Annotated in this window: 10 protein-coding genes; 4 read left to right on the top strand and 6 right to left on the bottom strand. The window is 69.7% G+C overall.

Annotated elements, in window-relative coordinates; all coding sequences use genetic code 11:
• The first annotated feature begins 1 nt into the window (after position 1).
• A complete protein-coding gene (locus tag WS96_RS12245; RefSeq protein ID WP_059832813.1) occupies positions 2-1,234 on the top strand; it encodes an MFS transporter in 1,233 nt (410 codons plus the stop codon).
• 135 nt (positions 1,235-1,369) lie between these two features.
• On the opposite strand, the gene WS96_RS12235 is transcribed toward WS96_RS12245, so the two are convergent.
• Together WS96_RS12235 and WS96_RS12230 are read right to left on the bottom strand one after the other, a co-directional pair.
• Entirely contained in the window at positions 1,370-2,848 is a 1,479-nt protein-coding gene (locus WS96_RS12235) for a cryptochrome/photolyase family protein (protein WP_179949937.1), read from the bottom strand.
• A gap of 327 nt (positions 2,849-3,175) precedes the next feature.
• On the bottom strand, positions 3,176-4,156 hold the full coding sequence (locus WS96_RS12230; RefSeq protein WP_034207941.1) for a hypothetical protein: 981 nt from the start codon (positions 4,154-4,156) through the stop codon (positions 3,176-3,178).
• A gap of 453 nt (positions 4,157-4,609) precedes the next feature.
• Between WS96_RS12230 and WS96_RS12225 the strand changes: the two genes are divergently transcribed.
• Both WS96_RS12225 and WS96_RS12220 read left to right on the top strand, forming a co-directional pair.
• Positions 4,610-5,977 (top strand): MFS transporter, encoded by a 1,368-nt coding sequence (locus tag WS96_RS12225; protein WP_059832805.1) that lies wholly within the window; start codon positions 4,610-4,612, stop codon positions 5,975-5,977.
• Positions 5,964-7,010: a lactonase family protein gene (locus WS96_RS12220; protein ID WP_059832802.1), complete on the top strand. Its 1,047-nt coding sequence runs from the start codon at positions 5,964-5,966 to the stop codon at positions 7,008-7,010. The genes WS96_RS12225 and WS96_RS12220 overlap by 14 nt, the downstream gene beginning before the upstream one ends.
• A gap of 67 nt (positions 7,011-7,077) precedes the next feature.
• Here the strand turns inward: WS96_RS12220 and WS96_RS12215 are convergent, their stop codons facing one another.
• A complete protein-coding gene (locus tag WS96_RS12215; protein WP_059832798.1) occupies positions 7,078-8,115 on the bottom strand; it encodes an AraC family transcriptional regulator in 1,038 nt (345 codons plus the stop codon).
• Positions 8,116-8,339: 224 nt separating this feature from the next.
• Here WS96_RS12215 and WS96_RS12210 point away from each other — a divergent pair, with 224 nt between their 5' ends.
• Positions 8,340-9,449, top strand: coding sequence for a fatty acid desaturase (locus WS96_RS12210; RefSeq protein ID WP_059832796.1), 1,110 nt, complete (start codon positions 8,340-8,342; stop codon positions 9,447-9,449).
• A gap of 31 nt (positions 9,450-9,480) precedes the next feature.
• Here the strand turns inward: WS96_RS12210 and WS96_RS12205 are convergent, their stop codons facing one another.
• The 3 genes from WS96_RS12205 to WS96_RS12195 form a co-directional block, all read right to left on the bottom strand.
• The gene (locus tag WS96_RS12205; protein ID WP_059832794.1) at positions 9,481-10,104 is read right to left on the bottom strand and encodes an HAD family hydrolase; all 624 of its coding nucleotides are present in this window, start codon (positions 10,102-10,104) and stop codon (positions 9,481-9,483) included.
• A 122-nt stretch (positions 10,105-10,226) separates the two neighbouring features.
• Complete coding sequence (locus WS96_RS12200) at positions 10,227-11,099, bottom strand: hypothetical protein (RefSeq protein ID WP_059832791.1); 873 nt, start codon at positions 11,097-11,099, stop codon at positions 10,227-10,229.
• A 51-nt stretch (positions 11,100-11,150) separates the two neighbouring features.
• Positions 11,151-11,807, bottom strand: a complete 657-nt coding sequence (locus WS96_RS12195; protein WP_006482759.1) for a TerD family protein — start codon at positions 11,805-11,807, stop codon at positions 11,151-11,153.
• Positions 11,808-11,814: the final 7 nt, after the last annotated feature.

Raw genomic sequence — 11,814 nt, 5'->3', positions numbered from 1 at the left:
CATGACCCCGATCGAGCAGGAAGTCCGGCGCCGCTGGCTGCCCGTGCTGGCAGGCGGTCTGATCATGGGCGCCGCGCTCGGCATCCGCCACGTGCAGGGCCTGTTCCTCGCGCCCGTCTCGCTCGACCACGGCTGGTCGCGCGAAGCGTTCGGGCTCGCGCTGGCGCTGCAGAACCTGATCTGGGGCGTCGCGCAGCCGTTTACCGGGATGGTGGCCGACCGCTTCGGCTCGGTGCGCGTGATCGTCGCCGGCATGCTGCTGTACGCGGCCGGGCTCGTCACGATGGCGCACGCTGCGTCGACCGGCCTGTTCACGGTCGGCGCCGGGCTCGTGATCGGCGTCGCGCTGTCGGGCTCGGCGTTCGCGTCGATCTACGGCGCGCTGAGCCGCCTGTTCCCGCCCGACCGGCGCGGTTGGGCGCTCGGTATCGCCGGCGCGATCGGCGGGCTCGGCCAGTTCTGCATGGTGCCCGTCGCGCAGGAACTGATCGGCGGCATCGGCTGGCGGCACGCGTTCGTCGCGCTGGCGCTCCTCGCCGCGCTGCTCGCACCGCTCGCCGTGCTGCTGCGCGACCGGCCCGCGCAGGCGGCCGGCGCCGCAGCCGGCCCCGACCAGTCGATCAGCGAAGCCGTGCGCGAGGCGTTCGCGCATCGCGGCTTCTGGCTGCTGAACGCGGGCTTCTTCGCATGCGGCTTCCAGCTCGCGTTCATCGCGACGCACTTGCCCGCCTACCTGCTCGACCACGGACTGCCCGCGCGCCACGCAAGCGTCGCGCTCGCGCTGATCGCGCTGACCAACGTGGCCGGCACCTACGCGTGCGGGCATCTGGGCGGACTGCTGCGGCGCAAGTACGTGCTGTCGGTGCTGTACCTCGTGCGTGCATTCGCGATGGCCGCGTTCGTCGCCGCGCCGCTGTCGCCCGCGAGCGTCTACGGGTTCGCGGCCGTGATGGGGTTCACGTGGCTCGGCACGGTGCCGCTGACGAACGGCATGATCTCGCAGGTGTTCGGCGTGCGCTACATCGCGACGCTGTTCGGCTTCGTGTTCTTCGGGCACCAGCTCGGCAGCTTCTTCGGCGTGTGGCTCGGTGCGATCGTGTACGACGCGACGCATTCGTACCTGCCGCTGTGGATCGGCTCGATCGCGCTCGGCGTGCTCGCGGCGTTGCTGCACCTGCCGATCGACGACGCGCGCGTCGCGCGCCCGGCATCGGGCCGCGCGGCGTGGGCATGATCCGCGCGGCACTGGCGGCCGGCACGCTCGCGTTCGTCGCGTGGTGCGGCGCGGCCTACTTCGATGCGGGCGTCGCGTACGCGCTGCTCGAGCACGTCGCGTTCTGCAATTGAGGCGGCAAACCGGAGCGGACGGTCAACGGCGCTTCGGCAACGCCGCCAGCGCATCGAGCGCCCGGGCGCGCGCGGCCGCGTGCTCGACGAGCGGCGCCGGGTAGTCGACGCCGAGCCGTACGCCGGCCGCGTCGAGCGCCAGCGGCGACGCTTCCCAGGGCGCATGGATCGACGCATCGTCGAGGCCGGCAAGCTCGGGCACCCAGCGCCGCACGTACGCGCCGTCCGGGTCGAACTTCCGCCCCTGCGCGACCGGATTGAAGATGCGGAAATACGGCGCGGCATCGGCGCCGCAGCCGGCTACCCATTGCCAGCTCGCCGCATTGTTCGCGGGATCGGCGTCGACCAGCGTGTCGCGGAACCATGCTTCGCCCGCGCGCCAGTCGATCAGCAGATGCTTGATCAGGAACGACGCGACGACCATCCGTACGCGGTTGTGCATCCAGCCGGTCGTCCACAGCTCGCGCAGGCCCGCATCGACGAGCGGGTAGCCGGTCCGCCCGCGTTGCCATGCACGTAACGCCGCAGGATCGGCGCGCCACGGCATCGCATCGAATTGCGCGCGGAAGTTGTCGGTCGCGAGCGCCGGGAAGTGATACAGCAGCATGTAACTGAATTCGCGCCAGCCGAGCTCGCTCAGGAATTTGTCGGCGTGCGCCGCATACGCCGCGCCGCCCGCACTCGCGGCGCTTTGCACCGCATGCCACACCTGCCGCGGCGACACGTTGCCGAAGCGCAGGAACGGCGACAGCCGGCTCGTCGCCGGGAGATCGGGCCGGTCGCGCGCGTCCGCATAGCCGGCGAGCGCGGTCGTCACGAACGTGTCGAGTTGCGCGTGCGCGCCGGCCTCGTCGGGCGCCGGCCACGCATCGCGCAGGCCACCGGCCCAGTCCGGCGCATGCGGACGCAACGCGAGTGCGTCGAGCGCCAGCGCGCGATCGCGCAGGGCCTTCGGCCACGGATGAAACGCGATCCGCCCGGGTGCCGGCAGCGGCGCGGCGACCGTGCGATCGCGCCGCGCCGCGCGCCAGTACGCGGTGAACACCTTATACGGGCCGCCGCTGCCCGTCAGCACCTCCCACGGCTCGTTCAGCAGGCTGCCGTTGCTGCTCTCCACCGTCACGCCGTGCGCCTTGAGCGACGCCTTCAGCGCCGCGTCGGCGTCACGCTGCGGCTGCGCATAGCGGCGGTTCCAGTACACGGCCGCCGCGCCCGTGTCGGCGACGACGCGCTCGATCTCGCGCGGCGCGTCGCCGCGCAACAACAGCACGCGCCCGCCCTGCCGCGCGAGCGCGGCGTCCAGCCCTGCCAGCGACCCGTGCAGCCACCAGCGCGCCGCACCGCCGAGCGCAGGCCCGGCGCCGGCTCCCGTGTCGTCGACGAAAACGCAGACGAGCGGCCGGCCGGATGCGACCGCACGCGTCAGCGCGGGCTGATCGGTCACGCGCAGATCGTCGCGGAACCAGACGATCGCGGGGGCAACGGACGACTGGGTGGACACGGGCAGGCACCTCGATGGCGAAAGCAAAAAGAGACGCGTATTGTCGCGGCTGCGCCGCACGGTGTCGACGCCGGCCGTCACCGCCGGCGCGTCACGCCGACACCGCGTGCGGCCGCACGATCGGCTTCGATTCGATGGAAGTCGCACTGCCGGAAGGCGGCACGCACGGCATGTTTCCGCGGCTGGGGTGCGTCGAGCGGTTTCTTGCACACCGCGCATCCGCACGGCTGGTGCAACGCCGAACGCATCGCATCGCGCTGCGGCCGCCCGACGGACCGACCGTACCGCCGGTGCGACCGACCGAGCGGGTCGTCACGACGGGTCGCGTCAATCGAGCCGGAACGCGGCCTCGAAGCGCTCGGCGAACGCATCGAACTCGGCTTCCGGCAGATGGTTGATGCCGCCCGCGCGCTTGCGCCCGCCGCCGGTCGAGAAGCCGCGGCAGAACTCGTCCGCGCCGATCGGCCGGCCGTCGGGCACGCGTACGCTGACGACGAGGCCGCCGTCCGCGCGCGGCGACAGCACCGCGAGCGCCGCATGCGGCGCATTGCGCATCCGCTCGTTCGCGAGCATGCCGGTCGCGCGCCGCGCCCACGGGAGATCGGGCATCCGCACGAGCGTCGCGCCCGGCACCTCGCGCACCGGCGCGAGCGCGCATGCACGCGCCATGTCGTCGCGGTAACCGTCGCGCAGCGCGGCGAACACGGCCGTCTCGCGCACGAAATCGAGCGGATCGATGCACGGCAGCATCGCGTCCGCGAGCGCCGCCGGATCGAAATGCAGATCGCCGACGCACTCGCCGTATGCGTTGTAGTTCAGATAGCGGCCGAGCTCCGCGAGCACGCAACGCTCGGCTTCGTCGACGCCGTGCTCGCGCGCCAGCGCATCGCCGAGCGCCGGCAGTTCGTCGCCGAATGCCGCGACGATCGCCCAGCGCGCGTACCGGCCGCCGAGATGGCGGTTCACGATCGCGCTGGTGCAGACGTCGGCGGCCGTGTCGATATGCGCGTCGAAGCGCGGGTGGTCCGGCAGTTCGCCTGCAAAGTGATGATCGAAGTAACGGACCGTCGCGCCGTCGCGCAGCAGCCGCGCGCACGCGTCGCGGTTCTGGTCGTGCGACACGTCGAGCACGGTGACGAGGTCGCCTGCGCCCGCGTCGATACGCTCGAGCAGCCTGATGTCGCGCTTCACGCCGGTCACGAGCGTGCCCTGCACGCGTTGCGCGAGCCGCAACTGCTGAAGCGCGCACAGGCCGTCCGCGTCGCCGTTGAACGCGAACACATGCCGCGCGTACTGGTTGTCCTGCATGATCCGTTGCTCCGTCGTCAAGGCATGAAATCGCCGCGGTTCGCGGCGAGCGTCGCGCCCGTCGCCGGGTGCGCACGCGAGGTATTTTGCCGCAACCGCGAGCGCATCCGTCGATGGAACGTAGCCGCCCTCCGCTGCAAACGGCGCGCGCGTCGCCTGCGCGTCGTTGAACGCGATCGCGCCGAGCTTCTGCCCTTCTTCATATGCGGTACGCCCCCCGAAGGCGCCGCTCGTCGCGACGGCAACTGGCTTGATGTCATACGTCATCAGACATTACGAGCAAAACATCCCTTGTCGACAACTTCGTCGTTATCGGGAGGATTTCCGGGTAAACCCGCGACGCCATCCCCGATACTCCGGCGTACCATGTCATACGACGACGTACTACACAAGCCACCACCCAGACGCCGACACGGAGCTGCCGCCCCGTCGGCCGCCCGACCGGAGACACCGTTGAACCCGCCCTCGTCCGCCCTGCCCGGCCGCGACCCGCTCGCGTCCGCCGTCTCGAAAGTGAAGTGGCACGTGCTACCGCTCGTGCTGATCATGTTCATCGCGAACTACATCGACCGCGTGAACGTCGGCTTCGTCGATCGCCATCTCGAAGCGTCGATCGGCATCGGCGCGGCCGCGTACGGGCTCGGCGCCGGGCTGTTCTTCGTCGGCTATGCGCTGTTCGAAGTGCCGTCGAATCTGCTGATGCAGCGCTACGGCGCGCGCGTATGGCTGGCGCGGATCATGGCGACGTGGGGCATCGTCGCGGCCGCGATGGCGTTCGTGTGGAACGACACGTCGTTCTACGTGCTGCGCTTTTTGCTCGGCGCGGCCGAGGCCGGTTTCTTCCCCGGCGTCGTGCTGTACCTGTCGCAATGGCTGCCGCCGCAGGAGCGCGGCAAGGCGATGGCGATCTTCCTCGGCGGCTCCGCGTTCGCGTCGGTGCTGTCGGGGCCCGTCACCGGCGCACTGCTGTCGATCCGCGGCTTCGGCCTCGAAGGCTGGCAATGGATGTTCCTGATCGAGGGGCTGTTCTCGGTTGCACTGTGCGGCGCAAGCTGGCTGCTGCTGAAATCGCATATCCGCGACGCGACGTGGCTCACGCCCGCGGAACGCACGGCGCTCCAGAACGCGCTCGACGACGAGCGCGCCACGCGCGACGTCCGCTCGAACGTGCCGGTGCGCGCCACCACGCTGCTGCGCGATCCGCAGATCGTGCTGTTCTGCTTCCTGTACTTCTCGATCCAGCTGACGATCTACGCGGCCACGTTCTGGTTGCCGACCATCATCCGCAAGATGGGCGGCCTCACCGATTTCCAGGTCGGTCTGTACAACACGATTCCGTGGATGATCGCGATCGGCGCGATGTACGGCTTCGCGGTGCTGTCGTCGAAATGGAAGCATCCGCAGCGCTGGCTCGCGTTCGCGCTCGTGCTCGCCGCGTGCGGGCTGTTCGCGTCGACGTCGCCCGATCCGGTGTGGTCGTTCGCGTCGATCTGCTTCGCCGCGCTCGGCTTCAAGGCGGCGGCGTCGCTGTTCTGGCCGATCCCGCAGGGCTATCTCGACACGCGCGTGGCCGCGGCCGTGATCGCGCTGATCAACTCGGTCGGCAACCTCGGCGGCTTCGTCGCGCCGACGGCCTTCGGCTATCTGAAGCAACATACGGGTTCGATCACGGGCGGGCTGTATGCGCTCGCGATCGCTTCGCTCGTCGCCGCGGTCGCCGCGCTGTTCGCGCGCACGCAGCGGCGCAGCGATCCGCCGCGCGGCCGGCCGGCCGACGATTCCCTCACGCACGCCCCGATGCTCCGCCATGCCGAACACTGACCGCCTGACCGTCGTCGTCTCGAATGCCGCCGACGGCGACCTCGCCACGTTCTCCCTCGCCGGCGACGGCACGCTCGCGCCGCTCGCCCACTATCCGGCCGCCGACGTCGCGATGCCGATCGCCGTGCAGGCCGACCGCACGCGGCTCTACGTCGCGACGCGCGGCGAGCAGCCGACGATCGTCGCGTTCCGCGTCGCCGCCACGGGCGCGCTCGCGCGCATCGGCACGACCGCGATCGACGCGAGCCATGCGTACCTGTCGCTCGACCGCAGCGGCCGCTGGCTGCTCGGCGCATCGTACGGCGGAAATTCGCTGAGCGTCTACGATGCGGCACGCGTGCGCGACGGCGACGGCGCGCCGCTGCAAGTCGCGGGCGGCATCGCGAACGCGCACGCGGTGATCGTGTCACCTGACGATCGTTTCGCGTACGTCAGCTCGCTCGGCTCGGACCGCGTGTTCGGCTTCGCGCTCGTCGAGGACGCCGCCGGCCTGCGCGCGGTCGAACACGGCGAAACGCGCGTGCCGGCCGGCTTCGGTCCGCGCCACCTGCGATTCGCGGATGACGGCCGCACGCTGGTCGTCGTCAGCGAATTCCAGGGCACGCTCGCGACCTTCGCCCGCGACACCGACACCGGCCGGCTCGGCGACGCACGCGTGAGTGCGCGCCACCCGGCCGTGGCCGACCTCGCGCAAGGCCATGCGCGTCCGCCCGCCCCCGCCGAGCCGTCCGTGTGGGCCGCCGATCTGCACCTGACGCCCGACATGCGTTTCGCGTACGTCAGCGAGCGCACGTCGAGCCGGTTGCTCGGCTATCGCCGCCACGAAGACGGGTCGTTCGAGCCCACGCACGCGACGGCCACCGAAGCCCAGCCGCGCGGGTTCGCGATCGATCCGTCGGGACGCTGGCTCGTCGCCTGCGGCGAACGGTCGGAACACGTGGCGGTGTATGCGATCGCGCCGCACGACGGCACGCTGTCGCTGCACGCGCGCGTGCCGGGCGGCCGCGGCGCGAACTGGATCGCGATGGTCTGAAGGCATGACGGCTTGAAGAAGCATCGGCGCGCGAGCGGGAGCCGGCACGCCGATGCCGGTGCGGCGTTCAGCGCCGCTCGCTCGGCGCAACGCCCGTCCAGCGCTTGAACGCGCGCGTGAAATTGGCGCGGTCGGTATAGCCGACGCGCGCCGCGATCTCGTCGACCGGCAGCCGTGTGCCTTCGAGCAGCCGCAGCGCGTCGCGCAGCCGGATCTCGTCGAGCAGCGCCGAATAGGTCGCGCCGTATTCCGCGAGCTTGCGCTTGAGCGTGCGCGCCGACACGTGCAACTCACGCGCGACGTCGTCGACCGACGGATAGCCGCCTTCGTCGCAGATCAGCAGGTTGCGCACGCGCTCGACGATGCTCTCCGCATAGCCGAGCCGCGCGAGCTCCGCCTCGCACTGCTGGACGATCATCTGCGCGGTCTGCGCGTTCGCGGTGCCGATCGGCTCGTCGAGCAGCGCCGCGTCGCAGCGAATGCGGTTCGCGCTCGCATCGAAATGGCAGCGCGGCAGCCGCGCGCGATAACGCTCGAACCACGGCGGCTCCGGCCATTCGAAATGGAGTTCGGCACGCGACTGCAGCGTGCGCCCCGGCGTCGGATACAGCAGCGAATTGAACAGGATCGCGGTCTCGACCAGGAAGTTTTCCACCGCGAACTGGCGCAGCCGGCCGAGCGGAAACGCTTCGAGCACGTCGATGTCGACGATGCCGTCGAGTTGCGCGAGCCGCACCGAGAAAAACGGCACGCGCGTCGGCAGGTAACGGATGCCGAGCGCGATCGCCTCGCCGAGCGTCGCGCAGCTCATCAGCCCGAAGCCGATCAGCCCCGCTTTCGTCAGGCTGCTGCGCAAGCCGATCTCGATCGCGATCGACGGATCGTCGGTCGCGTCGAGCAGGTTGAACACGATCGTCGCCTGCTGCAGCGGCGTGATGCGCGCATCGGGCTGCGCGAGCCGGTCGCGCTCGACGCCCGAGCCGGCGAGAATGCGGCCGCCGTCGATGCCGCGCTCCTCGGCCAGCATCAGCATGAACAATGCATACGCGGACGATACCGTCGCCTTGTTCAACTGGCGCGCGGCATCCGGAACGGACGGGACCATGCGGCTCACTCCGGGCGGTTTCGGCGGATTGTAGCGTCGCTGGCCCGCAATGACACCGCGGCGGCACTCTAGCCGCGTACCGGCGCATCGAACGCGGATTGCCGGCCAACGTGGCCCGAAATGACACCACCATTGGCACCGCCGGCCCTCGCATGCGCGCCGGCACGCGCCTATGCTTGTCGCATCGGCATTGCGCCCTACTCTTTCCGCACGGATTCCGGTCGATGAGCCCACCCGCACGAACCGTCTTTCGAAACGACGCCGACAAGGTCGCGTACGTCCGCCGCGAAGTCAACGCCGCGAGCGACGCGATCCGCGCGCGCTTTCCGCTGCTCGACAACCAGAATCTCGTCGGCGCGACCGTGATGGCCGCGTCGGTAAGCGCGATGCTCGCGATCGCATGGCTGTATGCGCGCGGCGCGATCGCATGGTACGTCGCGCTGCCGCTCGCCGCGTTCGTCACGTCGCTGATCCACGAGCTCGAGCACGACCTGATCCACCTGATGTACTTCAAGAAGACGCCGTGGGCGTATCACCTGATGATGGCGCTGTGCTGGCTCACGCGGCCCGGCACGATCAACCCGTGGACGCGCCGGCGCATGCACCTGCATCACCACAAGGTGTCGGGCGGCGAATCGGATCTCGAGGAATTCGGCATCACCAACGGCGAGCGCTGGGGCGTGAAGCGTCTGTTGATGATCGCGGACGGCATGCTCGCCGTCGTGCTGCGACCGGCCGCGATGCGCCGCAAGGTGAAGCAGTACGTGGCCGCGCAGCCGGTGCAGGATCCGTCCGAGCGCCGGCAGTTGCGCGTCGAGCAGGTGTCGTCGTACATGCCGGTCGGTCACCTGTACTACACGCTATGGCATGCGTTCGTCGTCTATCACGTCGGCCTGTTCGCGCTGCATGCGTGCGGCTACGCGGTAACGGTGCCGGCCGTCGTCGAGCACGTGATGTGCGTCGTCGATTTCCTGGCGGTGGTGTGGCTCGGGCCGAACTTCGTGCGCAGCTTCTGCATCAACTTCGTCAGCTCGAACATGCACTATTTCGGCGACATCGATTCGCGCAACGTGATCCAGCAGACGCAGGTGCTGAACCCGTGGTGGATGCTGCCGTTCCAGCTGTTCTGCTTCAATTTCGGCAGCACGCACGCGATCCATCACTTCGTGGTGCGCGACCCGTTCTACATCCGGCAACTGACCGCGCGCACCGCGCATGCGGCACTGCGCGAAGTCGGCGTACGCTTCAACGACGTCGGCACGTTCGCGCGCGCGAATCGCTGGGGCAGCTATCGCCCGTCTCGCGGCACGCACCGCGCGCAAGCCGACGCGTAACGCCGACGGCGCGCATCAACGCATCGGCGCTTCATCGATCGCCGATCGGCGGCATCGGCCCCTGCCCGCGGATCCACGACCAGTTCGCGAGCTCGGCCATTTCCTTGTCGCCGCGGCTGTCGCCGTATGCGAACAACTGCTGCGGCGGCCGGTCGCCCCACCAGCCGCGCAGCCGCACGACCTTCTGCGGCCCCCAGCAGTTCTCGCCGTCGAGCCGCCCGGCGAAGACGCCGCGCTCGAACGCGAGCCGCGTCGCGAGCACGGCGTCGAAGCCGGCCGTCTTCGCCCACTTCTCCAGATACAGCGACGGCGACGCGCTGACCAGCACGACTTCATGCCCGCGCGCGCGATGCTCGCGAATGCGCTCGAGCATCTCCGGACGCACGAGGTTCGGCAGATAGCTGTCGACGAACCTGCGCGCCTGCGCATCGAGCGCGTCTTTGCGGATCGGCCCGAACGCGAACGATGCGAACTTCGCCTTCGCGTCGCCGCGCGACAGCAGTCCGGCCTTCATCGCGACGATCCACGGCAACGCCCGCAGCCCGGCCCACGCGAAACGCGGCGTGCCGACCGCATGGCGGACGAAATGGCGAAAGCTGTCGGTAGTCGTGATGGTGCCGTCGAAATCGAAGGCGGCGACGATGCGGTCGGTCATGAAGAATCGGCGGGAAAGCGATGAGATGCCGGGAAGATAACAGACTCGCGGCCGCGCGCGCGAAACTGTCGCGCCCGACACGAGACCGCGTGCGCCGACGCGCATGCGGCCGTATCGTGCGCTCAGCGCGACGGCCGCGCGGCCAGCGCCGCCGGCAGCACGACGTTCATCAGGTGGTCGGCGCGCGACAGCAGGTCGGTCACGCGCTCGTCGAGCCCGCGCAGTTGCGCCGGCTGCATCCGGATCTGCTGGACGGCCTGCCCGACGATGTTGCGTCGATCGAACAGCGTGCGCTCGACGCCCGCGTCGTCCGGCGCCCGCACGACGTCCGACACCGCGCTCAGCGCCGCGAGCACGACGACGAGGCTCTCCTCCGCATGGCGGACCTGCGCGGCGAGCGCCTCGGTACGGCGCGGGAAAAAGCCGAGCGACTGCTTGAGCGCGCCGAGCGCCGCGCGGTAGTCGACATGGTCCGACGCCGCACCGAACCAGCGCTCGAACATGCCGGCCTTGCGGGTCGCCTGCGCGAGCAGCCCCGCCATCATGTCGGCCGCGCCGAGTTCGTTGAATTCGCGCGTCGTCGCCGCGACGGCCTCGACGAGGTTGCCGGCCGTCTCCAGCGCGCCGTCGCCGATCGTCGCGACCGTCGCGAGCTTCAGCGGCACCAGTTGCCGGATATGCCGCTCGATGCGCGGCGCGTAATCGGGATAGAGATGGGGAAAGCTCGCCTGCGCGGCGCGGAAGCACGCTTCGAGCTGCGGGTGATTCGATTCGCCGAACAGCGCGCGGCCCACCGCATCGGCGGGCGCCGTGCGCACGGCTTGATCGGACGCGGGCGCCGGCCCGAAGTCGAGCGCCTGAGGTGCCGGTCGCGCCGGCGCACGCGCGACCGGCGCACCGGGCGCGGCCGGCGCGTCGAACGCAAGACGCCCGGGCGTGCGCTCGGGCGTCGTATCGAACTCGAGCCGCTTCGGCTCGTCGGACGGATTCGTCATCGCCGCTTCCTGCCCGGCGCGGCGGGGTGCCGCGCGCCGGGCTCCCGCCAGTCAGACCGCGCCGCCGTACGCGCGGACGAAATCGCCGAGGCCGCGGTTGTAGCCTGCGCCGACCGCCTTGAACATGAAGTGGCCGTCGCGACGATAGAAGCTGCCGACCTGCACCGACGTCTCCATCGAGAAGTCTTCCTCGAGCGCGTACTTCGCGATCACCGCGCCCGAGACCTCGTCGGCGATCTGGATATAGCTGTTGCGAACCTGCCCGAAATTCTGGCGGCGCGCTTCGGCCTGGTCGATCGTCACGACCACCGAGATTTCCTCGACGTCGGCCGCGAGCTTCGTCATGTCGATGAAGATCACTTCGTCGTCGCCGTCACCGCTGCCCGTGCGGTTGTCGCCGCTATGCACGACGCCCAGGCACTTCGACGAAGGCATTCCGCGCTTCGGGAAATCGTCGCCCGGCTGGATGAAGGTTTCCTTGCGCTCCATCGTGCGCACTTCGCTGTTGTAGAACACGAAATGCTGATCCGAGATCAGTTTCGGGTTGCTCTGCGCATCGTACTTGCACAGGAACACCGACACGTCGAGATCGAAATCCGTGCCCGTGTCCGTCGCGTTCGCGTCCCAACCGAGACCGATGCGGAATTTCTGCGTGCCGGGCGCTTCCTTCGACAGGTTGACTCGACCGCCTTTCGACAAATTGATCATCTGAACC

Source organism: Burkholderia sp. MSMB1835, assembly GCF_001526365.1.
Taxonomy (GTDB): Bacteria; Pseudomonadota; Gammaproteobacteria; order Burkholderiales; family Burkholderiaceae; genus Burkholderia.
This window is presented reverse-complemented; position numbering and strand designations above follow the sequence as displayed.

Bases quoted from the DNA above. Each gene is read 5' to 3' on its own strand.
- WS96_RS12245 (WP_059832813.1), top strand. From the start codon at position 2: ATGACCCCGATCGAGCAGGAAGTCCGGCGCCGCTGGCTGCCCGTGCTG.
- WS96_RS12220 (WP_059832802.1), top strand. From the start codon at position 5,964: ATGCCGAACACTGACCGCCTGACCGTCGTCGTCTCGAATGCCGCCGAC.
- WS96_RS12200 (WP_059832791.1), bottom strand. From the start codon at position 11,099: ATGACGAATCCGTCCGACGAGCCGAAGCGGCTCGAGTTCGATACGACG.
- WS96_RS12205 (WP_059832794.1), bottom strand. From the start codon at position 10,104: ATGACCGACCGCATCGTCGCCGCCTTCGATTTCGACGGCACCATCACG.
- WS96_RS12230 (WP_034207941.1), bottom strand. From the start codon at position 4,156: ATGCAGGACAACCAGTACGCGCGGCATGTGTTCGCGTTCAACGGCGAC.
- WS96_RS12215 (WP_059832798.1), bottom strand. From the start codon at position 8,115: ATGGTCCCGTCCGTTCCGGATGCCGCGCGCCAGTTGAACAAGGCGACG.
- WS96_RS12210 (WP_059832796.1), top strand. From the start codon at position 8,340: ATGAGCCCACCCGCACGAACCGTCTTTCGAAACGACGCCGACAAGGTC.
- WS96_RS12195 (WP_006482759.1), bottom strand. From the start codon at position 11,807: ATGATCAATTTGTCGAAAGGCGGTCGAGTCAACCTGTCGAAGGAAGCG.